Source organism: Streptomyces orinoci (assembly GCF_003121295.1).
Taxonomy (GTDB): Bacteria; Actinomycetota; Actinomycetes; order Streptomycetales; family Streptomycetaceae; genus Streptomyces; species Streptomyces orinoci.
Window position 1 is genome coordinate 751,418 of sequence record NZ_PHNC01000031.1, and the last position, 13,405, is coordinate 764,822.

At 69.4% G+C, this 13,405-nt stretch carries 14 protein-coding genes; 7 read left to right on the plus strand and 7 right to left on the minus strand.

The window, feature by feature from the left end:
* Nucleotides 1-47: 47 nt before the first annotated feature.
* Together CV755_RS25705 and CV755_RS25710 are read left to right on the plus strand one after the other, a co-directional pair.
* On the plus strand, nucleotides 48-1,055 hold the full coding sequence (locus CV755_RS25705; RefSeq protein ID WP_109282643.1) for a C40 family peptidase: 1,008 nt from the start codon (nucleotides 48-50) through the stop codon (nucleotides 1,053-1,055).
* Nucleotides 1,056-1,267: 212 nt separating this feature from the next.
* Nucleotides 1,268-2,002, plus strand: coding sequence for a phosphatase PAP2 family protein (locus CV755_RS25710; protein WP_109283515.1), 735 nt, complete (start codon nucleotides 1,268-1,270; stop codon nucleotides 2,000-2,002).
* Nucleotides 2,003-2,178: 176 nt separating this feature from the next.
* Here the strand turns inward: CV755_RS25710 and CV755_RS25715 are convergent, their stop codons facing one another.
* Nucleotides 2,179-3,762, minus strand: coding sequence for an FAD-binding oxidoreductase (locus tag CV755_RS25715; RefSeq protein ID WP_422070589.1), 1,584 nt, complete (start codon nucleotides 3,760-3,762; stop codon nucleotides 2,179-2,181).
* Nucleotides 3,763-3,893: 131 nt separating this feature from the next.
* The gene (locus CV755_RS35225; RefSeq protein ID WP_164503320.1) at nucleotides 3,894-4,064 is read right to left on the minus strand and encodes a hypothetical protein; all 171 of its coding nucleotides are present in this window, start codon (nucleotides 4,062-4,064) and stop codon (nucleotides 3,894-3,896) included.
* Between the two features lie 157 nt (nucleotides 4,065-4,221).
* Between CV755_RS35225 and CV755_RS25720 the strand changes: the two genes are divergently transcribed.
* Both CV755_RS25720 and CV755_RS25725 read left to right on the plus strand, forming a co-directional pair.
* Nucleotides 4,222-5,100 (plus strand): SCO4651 family lipoprotein, encoded by an 879-nt coding sequence (locus CV755_RS25720; protein ID WP_109282644.1) that lies wholly within the window; start codon nucleotides 4,222-4,224, stop codon nucleotides 5,098-5,100.
* Nucleotides 5,101-5,209: 109 nt separating this feature from the next.
* Nucleotides 5,210-5,392 carry a hypothetical protein gene (locus tag CV755_RS25725; protein ID WP_109282645.1) on the plus strand — a complete coding sequence of 61 codons (183 nt, stop codon included), beginning with the start codon at nucleotides 5,210-5,212 and terminating at the stop codon, nucleotides 5,390-5,392.
* An 80-nt stretch (nucleotides 5,393-5,472) separates the two neighbouring features.
* On the opposite strand, the gene CV755_RS25730 is transcribed toward CV755_RS25725, so the two are convergent.
* Nucleotides 5,473-5,826 carry a metal-sensitive transcriptional regulator gene (locus CV755_RS25730; RefSeq protein ID WP_422070590.1) on the minus strand — a complete coding sequence of 118 codons (354 nt, stop codon included), beginning with the start codon at nucleotides 5,824-5,826 and terminating at the stop codon, nucleotides 5,473-5,475.
* A gap of 212 nt (nucleotides 5,827-6,038) precedes the next feature.
* On the opposite strand from CV755_RS25730, the gene CV755_RS25735 reads away from it, so the two are divergent.
* Nucleotides 6,039-6,659, plus strand: coding sequence for a DUF47 domain-containing protein (locus CV755_RS25735; protein ID WP_109282646.1), 621 nt, complete (start codon nucleotides 6,039-6,041; stop codon nucleotides 6,657-6,659).
* 6 nt (nucleotides 6,660-6,665) lie between these two features.
* On the plus strand, nucleotides 6,666-7,664 hold the full coding sequence (locus tag CV755_RS25740; RefSeq protein WP_109282647.1) for an inorganic phosphate transporter: 999 nt from the start codon (nucleotides 6,666-6,668) through the stop codon (nucleotides 7,662-7,664).
* 104 nt (nucleotides 7,665-7,768) lie between these two features.
* Here the strand turns inward: CV755_RS25740 and pstB are convergent, their stop codons facing one another.
* The 4 genes from pstB to pstS all read right to left on the minus strand — a co-directional run bounded on the left by pstB (nucleotide 7,769) and on the right by pstS (nucleotide 11,885).
* Nucleotides 7,769-8,548, minus strand: coding sequence for a phosphate ABC transporter ATP-binding protein PstB (pstB, locus tag CV755_RS25745; RefSeq protein ID WP_109282648.1), 780 nt, complete (start codon nucleotides 8,546-8,548; stop codon nucleotides 7,769-7,771).
* 29 nt (nucleotides 8,549-8,577) lie between these two features.
* The gene (gene pstA / locus CV755_RS25750) at nucleotides 8,578-9,660 is read right to left on the minus strand and encodes a phosphate ABC transporter permease PstA (RefSeq protein WP_109282649.1); all 1,083 of its coding nucleotides are present in this window, start codon (nucleotides 9,658-9,660) and stop codon (nucleotides 8,578-8,580) included.
* Complete coding sequence (gene pstC, locus CV755_RS25755; RefSeq protein WP_109283518.1) at nucleotides 9,657-10,646, minus strand: phosphate ABC transporter permease subunit PstC; 990 nt, start codon at nucleotides 10,644-10,646, stop codon at nucleotides 9,657-9,659. The genes pstA and pstC overlap by 4 nt, the downstream gene beginning before the upstream one ends.
* A 108-nt stretch (nucleotides 10,647-10,754) precedes the next feature.
* Nucleotides 10,755-11,885, minus strand: a complete 1,131-nt coding sequence (gene pstS, locus CV755_RS25760) for a phosphate ABC transporter substrate-binding protein PstS (protein ID WP_109282650.1) — start codon at nucleotides 11,883-11,885, stop codon at nucleotides 10,755-10,757.
* Between the two features lie 271 nt (nucleotides 11,886-12,156).
* Here pstS and CV755_RS25765 point away from each other — a divergent pair, with 271 nt between their 5' ends.
* Entirely contained in the window at nucleotides 12,157-13,302 is a 1,146-nt protein-coding gene (locus tag CV755_RS25765) for a C40 family peptidase (RefSeq protein ID WP_241561392.1), read from the plus strand.
* Nucleotides 13,303-13,405 lie beyond the last annotated feature (103 nt).

Genomic DNA, 13,405 nt, shown 5'->3' on the forward strand with positions numbered 1-13,405 from the left:
CCCGGAAAAGACGAGTGAACTCGCCTCGCTTGGGGGATGGTTGACCAGTGCGCAGAATCTGGGTTGCCGGAGGGATCGGCGTCGGCGCGGTGGCGTCGTTCGTTGCGCTGCTCCTGTTCGCCACCTATATGATCGCGGCGAATATGGGGGGCGCGCCGGGCGTCGGCAATCTTGGGCTGGCCAAGGGGGCTGCACCGGCCGAGTATCAGCCGGTGATAGAGAAATGGGGCAATTTGTGCCCCGCGATCAGCCCGCCGCTGCTGGCCGCCCAGTTGTACACCGAGAGCAACTGGGACCCCAAGGCACAGAGCCGCGCCGGAGCGCTCGGCCTGGCCCAGTTCATCCCGGAGACCTGGGCGCAGTACGGGGTCAGCGCCAGCGGCAGCGGCAAACCGGATATCTGGAACCCGGCGGATGCCATCGCCTCCGCCGCCACCTATGACTGTGCGCTCGCCAAGGACGTCAAGGGCGTACCCGGCGATGCCACCGACAACATGCTCGCCGCGTACAACGCGGGCGCGTATCGCGTCATCAGTGCCGGCGGGGTGCCCGCCATCAGCGAGACCCAGGGCTATGTGAAGTCCATCAGGAGCCTGGAGAAGTCCTTTGCCCGCCCGGTGGGCCGGGTGGCGCCTTCACAACAGGCGGCCGGGGCCATCTACTTCGCCCAGGAGCAGCTGGGCAAGCCGTATCTCTGGGGCGGTGAGGGCGGCAAGGAGGACAATGGGCGCTTTGACTGCTCGGGTCTGACCAAGGCCTCGTATGCCTCGGTGGGGATCGAGCTGCCGCGGGTGGCCAACGATCAGTGGAACGCCGGGCCGCACCCCAAGCGCGATGAACTGATGCCGGGGGACCTGGTCTTCTTCGCCAATGACCTCAATGACCCGCGCAGCATTCACCATGTGGGGCTGTATGTCGGCGGGGGATACATGATCAATGCGCCGCATCCGGGCGCGGTGATCCGGTTCGACAAAATCGACACTCCGGACTACATCGGGGCCACCCGCGTGACGGATGCGGGGGCGAAGGCGTTGCCCAGAGCGAACACCGTGTGAACCCCGGGCCGCGCCGCTTTGTCGCTGGTCACCCTTGGGTAACGTCCTGGTGATCATTGAGTGGAGAGCGGAACGCCCGATGGGAGCGGCGCGTTCCATGGGGGTGGCAGGGCAGTGCCCGTCGCATGGACGGGTGCACGGACCACGGGGGTCTAACAGCTGCACTAGGCGACAGGCGACAGATAGGGGCCACGCACATGCCCGGAGCGATGATGGGCCTTCCCCTGGCGGAGGCGGCGGAGGCCAAGGGCGGCGGCCCGAGCGGTGCCAACCCGGATGTGAGCCTGCTCTACGACATCAACGGCCTGGCCAAGGACGCCCCCGGCTGGTTCGACCATGCCATGGGATTTATGGGCGAGTACGGGATCGTGCCGGCGATGGCCGTGCTGATGGCCTGCGCCTGGTGGAGCGTACGGCGCGGCCGGGACACGGCCCCGGGGATGGCGGCGCTGCTGTGGGCGCCGGTGGCCGCGGGGCTGGCGCTGCTGGTCAACATCCCGATCCGGGACTTTGTACGGCGGCCCCGCCCCGCGCTGGAACACCCGGGGCTGGACATCCTGGTGAAGGGGAAGACCGATTTCTCCTTCGTCAGTGACCATGCGACCTTAACCATGGCGCTGGGTGTGGGGCTGTTTATCGCGCACCGCAGGTATGGGCTGATCGGTATCGGCCTGGCCTTCGTGGAGGCGTTCTGCCGGGTGTTCATGGGGGTGCACTACCCCACCGATGTGGTGGGCGGGCTGGCCCTGGGCACGGCGGTGGTACTGCTGCCGGCTCCGGTGGCGATGATGCTGCTCACGCCGCTGGTGCGGTGGGTCGGTACGACACGGGCAGCCGCGCTGGTGCGGTCGCGGCGGATGCCCGCGCCCCGGGCCGTACCGGAGCCGGATGGTGCGGTGGATGAGGGGGCGCGGTCGCGGCATCGGGATAACGGGCTGGCTGCGTAGAGGGGTTGGGCCCCCCTCGCCCCGCGTTGTGTTTTGGGTGCGGGTTGTCTGTGGCTGGTCGCGCAGTTCCCCGCGCCCCTGGTGGGCGCCGCGTTGTGTTTTGGGTGCAGGCTGTCTGTGGTTGCTCGCGCAGTTCCCCGCGCCCCCTGAGGGGCGCCCCTCAGGGGGCGGCCCCCCTAGAGCGCCTGAGGGAAGTCGAACAGGCGGGCAGGGTCGTACTGCCGCTTGATCTTGGTGAGGCGGTCGGCCGCGTCACCGTAGTAGGCCGTGCGCCAGTTCTTCAGCGTCGGGTCCGTGTAGTTCTGGTAGGCCGCGCCGGAGGCGTAGCGCCGCATGCCCGACTGGATGCCGTCCAGCCAGGCGGTCTGGGTGGCGCCGGACCTGGTGGCCGACCAGGAGGTCAGATACTGGGCCAGGAAGCGGGAACGGCGGTGGACAAAGGCGGTGTCCAGCGGCTTGACCCGGTTGACGGCCCCGCCCAGCGCGGTGAGCTGGACCGAGGCTCCACCGCTGCCGCCCTGTCGGCTGAATCGTTCCAGCTGGCCCAACAGGGCATGGATGCCCGCCGCGTTGAGGGAGCGGTCGTAGAAGTCCGAGCGGGCGGCGTAGGTTTCGCGCTCCAGCTTGCCGGACTTGTCCCGGCCGGGGGTGCGGCCCGGGAGGTGGCTCTGGGCCAGGGTCTTGTCCGAACAGCCGGCGTAGGAGCGCATGCTGTCCAGGTAGGAGCGGCGGTGCAGGGAGACCCTGGCCTTGGCGCCGCCCACCTTGGTGACCAGTTCGTCCATGGCGTTGGCCAGTTCGCCCTGGGTGCCGAGGCTGAAGGCGGCCACGGATATATGGGGGGTGCCGCCGGCGCCGGCGGACAGGTCACAGGCGGACCAGATGGCATCCGGCCGGCTGGGTCCCCACTCCTGCCAGGCGCGCAGTACATCGGCCGCCTTGGACCAGGGCCAGCTGACATAGGCACTGACGCCGTCGCCCACCCGGTGAGTGGTGAAGCGCAGTTCGGTGACCACGCCGAAGTTGCCGTTGCCCGCGCCGCGCAGCGCCCAGAAGAGGTCGGCGTGGTTTTTGGCGTCGCAGTCCAGCGTCTTGCCGTCGGCGGTGACCACGGTGGCACCGATGAGGTTGTCGCAGGCCAGGCCGTAGGCGCGGGAGAGCACTCCATGCCCGCCGCCCAGGGTGAGGCCGGAGACGCCCACGGTGGGGCAGGAGCCGCCGGAGATGGTCACTCCATGGGCGGCCAGACCGGTGTAGACATCGATGAGTTTGGCGCCGGCGCCCACGGAGGCGGTGGCGGAGCCGGTGGTGCGTACCGTCTTCAGCCGGGAGACATCGATGATCAGACGGTGGTCGCCGCCGGACCAACCGGCGTAGCTGTGGCCGCCGTTGCGGATGGCGACCGGCACCTTGAAGCGGCGGGCGAAGGCCAGACAGGAGGCGATGTCGCCAGTGCCCTGGACATAGGCGATGCCCGCCGGGCGCTGGTTGTCGAAGCGGGTGTTGTAGAGCTGGCGGGCGGTGGTGTAGTCGGCGTCGCCGGGCCGTATCAGGCCGCCTGCCAGGCCCTTGCCGAGGGCGCTCCAGTCGGCGGACTTGGGGGCGGCGGCCTTGGCAGCGGCCGCGGTGGGGGTGCCGGGGGCGGCGGAGAGGGTACGGGCGCCGGCCGGGCGGGCCGTGGCCCAGGTACCGGCCGCCGCGAGACCGGTGGCGGCCGTCAGCAGGGTGCGGCGCTTGATGGACGGCGTGCGTATGGACATAAGTGCCCCCGTGGTAACTGTGATCGCCGGCTGATGATCAAACAGATGCCCGGGAACGGGGGGTTGGTTCCATTGGTGCTTGTTGTTCTGGGCCGGGCCGGGGTCAGCCGCGGTATGGCGAGGGCCGGGGGTCAGCTGCGGTGCTGCGAGAGATGGGCGTCGGCGTCGGACCGGGCCAGGGAACGGGCCCGCCGGGCCGGTCCGTACCAGCCGCAGGTACAGCGGGCGGTGCAGAAGGGACCGCGTTCGGTGGTGCTGGTGTGGTGGCCCGCCGGATGGTGAGCGGGCACGGGCTCGGCCATGGCTCCCACGCTACCCGGCCGTGACGGCCGTGTGCGGGCGGTCGTTGAACCGGCGGGTTCATGGTGGTTCTGGTGGTTCGCGGTTTCCGTGAGTTCCGCGGTTTCCGCGAGCTTCCGCGGTGTTTCGGCAGAGCTTCAGGGCAGGGGCTGAGGGCTGATGGCGGTGCGGGGTCACGGACGCGGACGGGTCGCGGCCACGGTGGCCCTCGGTGTGCTGCTGGCCGGCTGTGCCACCTCCGGGCCCGGACAGCGGGAAGAGGGCGCGGGTTCGGCGGCGTTGATGGGCAGCGCCGAGGACCCGGCCCGGGCGCTGGCGGCGGTACGGGCGGTGCCCGCGGTGCTGGCCAGAGCGGGGGGCGCCTGGGTGCGTACCGCCATGGAGACGGAGAGCGGCGGCACCCGGCTGACCATCCGGGGCTCCGGCGTCTATGACTTCGCCCGCCCGGTAGGGGAGTTGACGGTACTGGCACCGGGGGACGTGACCGGTGCGCTCGAACACCGGCCCATCACCGAGGTGTTCATCCCCGGGGCGCTGTATATGAAGAACCGGGGCGCCGGAGTGCCCGCCGACAAATGGGTCCGGCTGGAGACCGGGGCGCTGGGCGATGGCGACCTGCTGACCAGCGGGGCCACCGATCCACTGGCGGCGGCCGAACTGCTGGCCGGGGCAAGGGAAGTGGCCTATCTGCGGGACGAGACGGTGGACGGGGCGCGGGTGCGGCACTACTGGGGAACGGTGGATCTCAAGGACGCGGCGCGGCGGGCCCCGGCCCGGGACCGGGCGGTGCTGCTGGCGGCGGCCAGGGGGTTCTCCGGTGGCACGGTGGCCTTCGACGCCAGCCTCGATGAACAGGGCCGGGCACGGGTGCTGCGCTACCGGTTCCGGGTGCGCAGCCGGGACGGGCGGGGCCGGGCACTGCCGGGAACGGTGGTGTCCACGGTGGAACTGGTCTCGTTCGGGGCGGTACGGCCCCGCGTTCGGCTGCCCGTTCCCGGAGATATCTATGCGGGAAGGGTCGCCGCACCGCAGAAATAGCGCGGGGCAGCGTAGTTGGCCATGGAAATGGTCCTTCTGTGCCATGCGCGGAGTCTGTGCCGATCCCTAACCTGGAGGCGGGAACGCAAGACCCGAGGAGGTGAATCACGTGGTTTCGCGACGCGGTTCGTCGGGCGGACCGGATCCCGTGGCCCTCATCGAGATCGATCTCTACGGGGAGTTGATGATCGCCGCGTCCAGTGCGGAGGAGGAGCGGCTCAGCCCGGACCGTATCGATGAGGTGCTCCGGGTGGACCGGCTCCGCCGGGGTGAGGGCGCGGCGGAGGGCTGAGCGGGCCCCGTCAGGGGCGCTGTGTGCTACGCGGCGGAGCCGCATATCGAATAGCCGCCCCGCGCCCCTTACGGGGCGCCTCAGGACCGCAGCAGGCGGGCCACCGCGGCTGTCGCCTCGGCGACCTTGGCGTCGATCTCGTCCCCGCCCTTGACCGCGGCGTCGGCCACACAGTGCCGCAGATGCTCCTGGAGCAGCTGGAGCGCGAAGGACTGCAGGGCCTTGGTCCCGGCCGAGACCTGGGTGAGTATGTCGATGCAGTAGACATCCTCCTCGACCATGCGCTGCAGGCCGCGGATCTGTCCCTCGATCCGGCGCAGTCGCTTGAGGTGCGCCTCCTTGTCATGGCTGTAGCCATGCGGGCCGGGGTGGGCCGGCGCGTCCTGGCCGTGGCAGGCGCCCATGCCGCTCCCGGCGGCTTCCGTGGTCGTCATGGCACCCTCCGTGTTCCGCGCGGCAGCGCGCCCTTATACCTCATCGGAATACCCCCACGGGGTATAGCGTACTGGAATTGGCGACCGGGTACGGGACCGGCTTTATGAGCACTCTGCCCGATGGGCGACACTGAGGGAATGCCAGTTAGCTGTGGCCCGATGATGCGCCTAGCATCAACGAGACCGAATCCGCTGCACCCCGAGGATCCCACGTGCGCTTTCGTCTGACCCCCAGGGAGACGAGCTTCTACGACATGTTCGCCGCGTCCGCGGACAACATCGTCACGGGCTCCAAGCTCCTGATGGAAATGCTCGGCGCGGACTCGTCCGGCCGGGCCGAGATCTCAGAGCGCATGCGGGCAGCGGAGCACGCCGGGGACGACGCGACGCACGCGATCTTTCACCAGCTGAACTCCTCTTTCATCACGCCCTTCGACCGTGAGGACATCTACGCCCTCGCGTCCTCGCTCGACGACATCATGGACTTCATGGAGGAGGCCGTCGATCTGGTGGTCCTCTACCAGGTCGAGGACCTGCCCAAGGGCGTGGAGCAGCAGATCGAGGTCCTGGCCAGGGCCGCGGAGCTGACCGCCGAGGCGATGCCCAACCTGCGCACCATGACGAATCTCACGGAGTACTGGATCGAGGTCAACCGGCTGGAGAACCAGGCGGACCAGATTCACCGCAAGCTCCTGGCGCAGCTCTTCAATGGCAAGTACGACGCCATCGAGGTGCTCAAGCTCAAGCAGATCGTGGATGTGCTGGAGGAGGCGGCGGACGCGTTCGAGCATGTCGCCAATACGGTCGAGACCATCGCGGTCAAGGAGTCCTGACCCCCGGTGGACACGTTCGCACTTGTCGTGACCATCGCGGTCGCGCTCGGATTCGCCTATACCAATGGCTTCCATGACTCCGCCAACGCCATCGCGACCTCCGTCTCGACGCGGGCGCTGACCCCGCGGGCGGCCCTGGCGATGGCGGCCGTGATGAACCTCGCCGGTGCCTTTCTGGGCAGCGGGGTCGCCAAGACCGTCAGCGAGGGTCTGATCGCGACGCCCACCGGCAACCAGGGGATGCTGATCCTCTTCTCCGCGCTGATCGGTGCGGTGGTCTGGAACCTGGTCACCTGGTACTTCGGCCTGCCGTCCTCGTCCAGCCATGCGCTGTTCGGCGGCCTGGTCGGCGCCGCGGTGGCCGGATCGACGACCGTTCACTGGTGGGGCGTGTGGGACAAGGTCGTCCTGCCGATGTTCCTCTCGCCGCTGGTCGGCCTGATCCTCGGCTATCTCGTCATGGTCTGTCTGCTGTGGCTGTTCCGCCGGGCCAATCCGCACAAGGCCAAGCGCGGCTTCCGTATCGCGCAGACCGTCTCCGCGGCGGGCATGGCGCTCGGCCATGGCCTCCAGGACGCCCAGAAGACCATGGGTGTGGTGGTGATGGCCCTGGTCATCGGCGGTGTGGAGAGCCAGGGCGACCCCATTCCGGTGTGGGTGAAGCTGGTCTCCGCGCTGATGCTCTCGCTGGGTACCTACGCGGGTGGCTGGCGGATCATGCGGACGCTGGGCCGGCGGATCATCGAGCTGGACCCGCCGCAGGGCTTCGCGGCCGAGACCACGGGTGCGGCGGTCATGTTCACCACCGCGTTTATGTTCAAGGCGCCGATCTCCACCACCCATGTGATCACCTCCGCGATCATGGGTGTGGGGGCGACCAAGCGGGTCAACGCGGTGCGGTGGGGTGTCGCCAAGAACATCATTCTCGGCTGGTTCATCACCATGCCGGCCGCGGCGGGGGTCGCCGCGCTGGTCTACTGGGTGGGGAACCTGGCCTTCGGCTGAACCGCCGCCGAGTACGAGAACGGGCCCGCCCCTGCGCCCCAGGGGCGGGCCCTTCGCCTTGCGGCGGCACCGCCAAGCAGCGTCGCAAGGCGAGCTCTTGGTGATCAGCCGAAGCGGCCGGAGATGTAGTCCTCGGTGGCCTGGACCGAGGGGTTGGAGAAGATCCGCTCGGTGTCGTCGATCTCGATCAGCTTGCCGGGCTGGCCGACCCCCGCCAGGTTGAAGAAGGCGGTGCGGTCCGAGACCCGGGCCGCCTGCTGCATGTTGTGGGTGACGATGACGATGGTGAACCGCTCCTTGAGCTCCCCGATCAGGTCCTCGATGGCGAGAGTGGAGATCGGGTCGAGCGCCGAGCAGGGCTCGTCCATCAGCAGCACCTGCGGTTCCACGGCGATGGCCCGGGCGATGCACAGCCGCTGCTGCTGACCGCCGGAGAGGCCGGCGCCCGGCTTGTCCAGGCGGTCCTTGACCTCGTTCCAGAGGTTGGCGCCCTTGAGGGACTTCTCCACGATGCCGTCCAGCTCGGACTTGCGTACCCGGCCGCCGTTGAGGCGGATACCGGCGGCCACGTTGTCGTAGATGGACATGGTGGGGAAGGGGTTGGGGCGCTGGAAGACCATGCCGACCACCCGGCGCACCGAGACCGGGTCCACGCCCGTCCCATAGAGGTTCTCCTCGTCCAGCAGCACCTTGCCCTCCACGCGGCCGCCGGGGGTGACCTCGTGCATGCGGTTGAGGGTGCGCAGGAAGGTGGACTTGCCGCAGCCGGAGGGGCCGATGAAGGCGGTCACCGAGCGCGGCTCGACGGTCATCGAGATGTCGTCGATGGCCTTGTGGCTGCCGTAGTAGGCGGAGAGGCCGCTGACGTCGATTCGCTTGGCCATGGGGATCACTACTGCTTTCTTACCGACGGTCAGCGACCGGACTTGGGGGCCTTCCAGCGGGCTATGCCGCGGGCGACCAGGTTGAGGATCATGACAAAGGCGATCAGCACCAGGGCCGCCGCCCAGGCGCGGTCGTAGCTGGCCGCGTTGCCGGCCGCCCACTGCTCGTAGATGTAGTAGGGCAGCGAGGACTGGGCCCCGTTGAAGGGATCGGTGTTGATCACCTGGGAGCCGAAGACCAGCAGCACAATGGGCGCGGTCTCACCGGCGATCCGGGCGACGGCCAGCATCACACCGGTGGCGATGCCGCCGATCGCGGTGGGCAGCACCACCTTGAGGATGGTGCGCCACTTGGGCACGCCCAGCGCCAGGGAGGCCTCGCGCAGTTCATTGGGGACCAGCTTGAGCATCTCCTCGGTGGACCGGACCACCACCGGCATCATCAGGATGGCCAGCGCCATCGACCCGGCGAAGCCGGAGTAGCCGAAGTCCAGCATGATGATCCAGAAGCTGAGGATGAACAGGCCGGCCACGATGGAGGGGATGCCGGTCATCACATCCACGAAGAAGGTGACCGCCTTGGCCAGCCTCCCCCGCCCGTACTCCACCAGGTAGACGGCGGTCAGCAGGCCGATCGGGGCGGCGATGGCGGTGGCCAGGCCGACCTGCTCCAGGGTGCCGATGATGGCGTGGTAGACGCCGCCGCCGGGGCCGATGGTGAGCACTCCGGCCATGGAGTGGCTGAGGAAGCGGCCGTCCAGCACCTTGGTACCGCGGTCCACGGTCTCCCAGATCAGCGAGACCAGGGGGACCACCGCCAGCAGGAAGCAGGCCCAGACCAGGCTGGTGGCCAGCCGGTCCTTGGCCTGGCGGCGGCCCTCGACAAAGGCGGTCACGCCATAGAGGGCGGCCATGAAGAGGACTCCGGCGATCAGGCCCCACTGGACCTTGTTGCCCAGCCCGGCGGCCAGGCCGATGGCGGCGGCCACCACAATGGCGCCGACCGCGAGCGCGGCGGGGGCCCAGCGGGGCAGCCGCGGGTGGCGCAGCCCGGCCGGGGGCAGCGGGGCGCTGTCGGCGAGCACGGTCTCGTCCAGCGTCAGGTCGCTCATGCCGTGTACTCCTTGCGGCGCGCGATGATCAGCCGGGCGGCGCCGTTGACCAGCAGGGTCAGTACGAACAGGACCAGGCCGGAGGCGATCAGCGCGTCCTTGCCGAGGTCACCGGACTCCTTGAAGCTGCTGGCGATGTTCTGGGCGAAGGTGCCGCCGCCCGGGTCGAGCAGGCTCCTGGAGATCAGGAAGCTGGGGGACAGCACGGTGGCCACGGCCATGGTCTCGCCCAGCGCCCGGCCCAGGCCGAGCATGGAGGCGCTGATCACGCCGGAGCGGCCGAAGGGGAGGACGGACATCCGGATGACCTCCCAGCGGGTGGCGCCCAGGGCCAGTGCGGCCTCCTCGTGCATCCGCGGGACCTGGCGGAAGACCTCCCGGCTGACGCTGGTGACGATCGGCAGGATCATGATCGCCAGCAGGATGCCGATGGTGAACAGCGAGCGCGCGGCGCCGCCGTGGTAGGCCAGCACCCCGGTCCAGCCGAAGTAGCTGTCCAGCCAGGTGTACAGGCCGGTCAGATGCGGCACCAGGAAGAGCGCGCCCCACAGGCCGTAGACGATGGACGGCACCGCGGCCAGCAGGTCGATGACATAGGACAGCGGGGCGGCCAGCCTGCGCGGCGCGTAGTGGGTGATGAACAGCGCGATCCCGATGGCGACCGGGACGGCGATCAGCATCGCGATCAGCGAGCTGACCACGGTGCCGAAGGCGAGTACCGCGATGCCGAAGACCGGCTGGTCGGCGTTGGCGTTCCACTCGAAGGTGGTGAGGAAGTTGCCGTGGTCCTTGGAGATGGCGCTCGCGGCGCGGACCGTCAGGAAGACCGCTATGGCGGCCATGATCGCCAGCAGCAGCACTCCGGAGCCGCGGGAGAGGCCGAGGAAGATCCGGTCGCCGATCCGGGTGGTGCCCTTGGCGTTCCCGGTGTTCTCGGCGGGCTCGGGGGCGAGGGGTGGGGCAGGGTTTTCGGGGCTTATGTCCATGTCATCCACGGGAGTCTCCGGTCTGCGGAGCCGGGCCGTGCGGGCCGGGCTCCTGCGTGGCGGTGCACCGGATGGTGCGGCCCGCCGCGGGGGCGGGCCGCACTCGGGTCAGGAAAGGCCGGCGATGGTGTCGCGGACCTTCGCGGCGATCTCGGCGGGCAGCGGGGCGTAACCCAGGCCCTTGAGCACCGACTGCCCGTCCTCACTGGCGATGTAGGTGAGGAAGGACTTGGCGGCCGGGAGGGTTTCCGCCTTGTTGCCCTTGTCGCCGAGGACCTCGTAGGTCACCAGGGTGAGCGGGTAGGCGCCCTCGGCCTTGGTGGTGTAGTTGAGCTGGAGGGAGAGGTCCTTGCCGGTGCCGACGATCTTCGCCTCGGCGATGGCCTTGGAGGCGTTGTCGCTGGTGGCCTCGACCGGGGTGGAGGCACCGGTGTTGAGCTTCACCGTGTGGATGTTGTTGGCGGTGGCGTAGGACAGCTCGAAGTAGGAGATGGCGCCCTTGGTCTGGTTGACCTGGGAGGAGACTCCGGCCGAACCGTCCGCGGACTGGCCGCCCTTGACCGGCCACGCCTTGGCGGGCGCATAGGACCAGGAGCTGCCGGCCGCCGCCTTGAGGTACTTGGTGAAGTTGTCGGTGGTGCCCGACTCATCGGAGCGGTGGAAGGCCTGGATCTTCAGATCCGGCAGCTTGGCACCGGAGTTGAGCTTGGCGATCGCCGGGTCGTTCCACTTCTCGATCTTGCCGTCGAAGATCTTGGCGAGGGTGTCGGCGTCCAGCACCAGACTGTCCACGCCCGGCACGTTGTAGCCGATGGCGATGGGGCCGCCCACCATCGGCAGGTCGATGCCCTGGCCGCCCTTGACCACGTTCTTGGACTTGGTGACCTCCTCCGGCTTCAGCGGCGAGTCGGAGCCCGCGAAGGCGGTCTTGCCGGAGAGGAACTCCTGGATGCCGGCGCCGGAGCCGGTGGCCTTGTAGTTGACCTGGATGTCCGGGCAGGACTGGGTGAAGTTCTTCACCCACAGGTCCATGGCGTTCTTCTGGGCGGACGAGCCCGAGGCCAGCAGCTGGCCCTTGCCCTCGCACTTGATCTTGCCGGCGGCCTTGGTGGAGCCGCTGCCCCCGTTGCCGCTGCCACTGTTGTCGTCGGAGCCGCACGCCGTGAGGACCAGGGCGCTGGAGACGGCGATGGCGCCGAGAGCGACGGCCCGAAGCCGGTTCTTGCGCTGAAGCTTCACTTTCTGGTGTTCCTTCCGAGAGCCGCCGCTGCGGCGGCGTGCGAGAGGTCCTTGACTACGGCCGAAATTAAGCAGATCAGGTGAAGGGGTCGATGGAGCGAGGTGAACGAGGGGTGAACCTCGCCGGTCGGTGTGGTGGCCGCCCAAACACCTTGGCGAACCCGGGGAATTGTGACGCAGATCTCTGTTGGTTTCGCCGGGGTCGTGACACGATCCGGTGCCGGTGTGGCGATAAGTGACGGCGCGGGGGACGAGTCGCGGAGGTTTTTCGGTGGGGCGGATCGAGGACGCTGCGCTTGGCTATGGGACGGACGCCGCCGGGGGTGCCCGGCGCAGAGCCGCCGCCCTTCGCCGCAGACGCCGGCTGCTCACCGCCACGGCCCTGGTCTGCGCGCTGACCGCGCTGGCCGCCCCGGGTACGGCCCTGGCCGACCCCACCCCGCCCGGGCAGCCGGCCGAGAGCGCCGAGCAGCACCGGCTGGAGGAGGTCCACAGCCAGGTGGAGGCCCTCTACCGGCAGGCCGAGTCGGCCACCGACGCCTATAACGCGGCGGACGAGCAGACCCGGCTCCAGCAGAAGAACGTCGCCGAACTCAACAAGCGGGTGGACGCCGCCCGGCAGCGGGTGGACACCCTGCAGAACCGGATCGGCGCCCTGGCCCGGGCCCAGTACCGCGATGGCGGCGGGATGCCGCCCCAGGCCCGGCTGCTGCTGGCCGGCTCCCCGGAGGCGTTCCTGGAGGGGCTGGTGACCACCCACAAGGGCCAGGAGGCCACCCGGCTGCTGCTCGCCGAGGCCCGTAGCGCCAAGTACGAGCTGGACGGCTATGCCAAGGCGGCCGGCGAGCGCTGGAAGCTGCTGGACGCCGAGAAGAAGAAAAAGGCGGACGCCAAGAAGGACATCGAGGCCAAGCTGAAGGCCGCCCAGGATCTGGAGTCCAGGCTGGCGGCCCAGGAGAAGGAGCGGCTGCGCAAGCTGGAGGAGGACCAGGCCCGTCAGGCGCAGCGTCAGTGGCTGGCCTCCGACCCGCTCAAGGGTCTGGACCTCAAGGGCCTGGACGCGGCCTCCCCGGCGGGCCGGCGGGCGGTTCAGTTCGCCACCGCGCAGATGGGCAAGGACTACGTCTGGGGCGCGGTGGGGCCGGACACCTATGACTGCTCCGGGCTGACCAGCACCGCCTGGGCGGCCGCGGGCCGGCCGATACCGCGCACCTCCCAGGAGCAGTGGCAGCAGCTGCCCAAGGTGGAGATCAAGGACATGCGCCCCGGCGACCTGATCATTTACTTCCAGGACGCCAGCCATGTGGCGATGTATGTCGGCGACGGCACCATCGTGCACGCCCCCCGGCCGGGGCGGCAGGTGACCCTGGCGGGGGCCGGTTCGATGCCGATCCTGGGAGTGGTCCGGCCGGGCTGAGGCCGCGCCGGGTTGCGGCGCGGCGCGGCCTTGAAGCCGCGCCGGGCGGGTGTGACCTGGCAGACGTGACCGCACTCTCACCCGCCCGCCGGCCCCCCGCCCA

What these genes read in the sequence shown, in the direction of transcription:
- CV755_RS25710 (WP_109283515.1), top strand. Translation starts at nt 1,268, where the DNA reads ATGGGCCTTCCCCTGGCGGAGGCGGCGGAGGCCAAGGGCGGCGGCCCG.
- CV755_RS25715 (WP_422070589.1), bottom strand. Translation starts at nt 3,762, where the DNA reads ATGTCCATACGCACGCCGTCCATCAAGCGCCGCACCCTGCTGACGGCC.
- CV755_RS35225 (WP_164503320.1), bottom strand. Translation starts at nt 4,064, where the DNA reads ATGGCCGAGCCCGTGCCCGCTCACCATCCGGCGGGCCACCACACCAGC.
- CV755_RS25720 (WP_109282644.1), top strand. Translation starts at nt 4,222, where the DNA reads ATGGCGGTGCGGGGTCACGGACGCGGACGGGTCGCGGCCACGGTGGCC.
- CV755_RS25730 (WP_422070590.1), bottom strand. Translation starts at nt 5,826, where the DNA reads ATGACGACCACGGAAGCCGCCGGGAGCGGCATGGGCGCCTGCCACGGC.
- pstB (WP_109282648.1), bottom strand. Translation starts at nt 8,548, where the DNA reads ATGGCCAAGCGAATCGACGTCAGCGGCCTCTCCGCCTACTACGGCAGC.
- pstA (WP_109282649.1), bottom strand. Translation starts at nt 9,660, where the DNA reads ATGAGCGACCTGACGCTGGACGAGACCGTGCTCGCCGACAGCGCCCCG.
- pstC (WP_109283518.1), bottom strand. Translation starts at nt 10,646, where the DNA reads ATGGACATAAGCCCCGAAAACCCTGCCCCACCCCTCGCCCCCGAGCCC.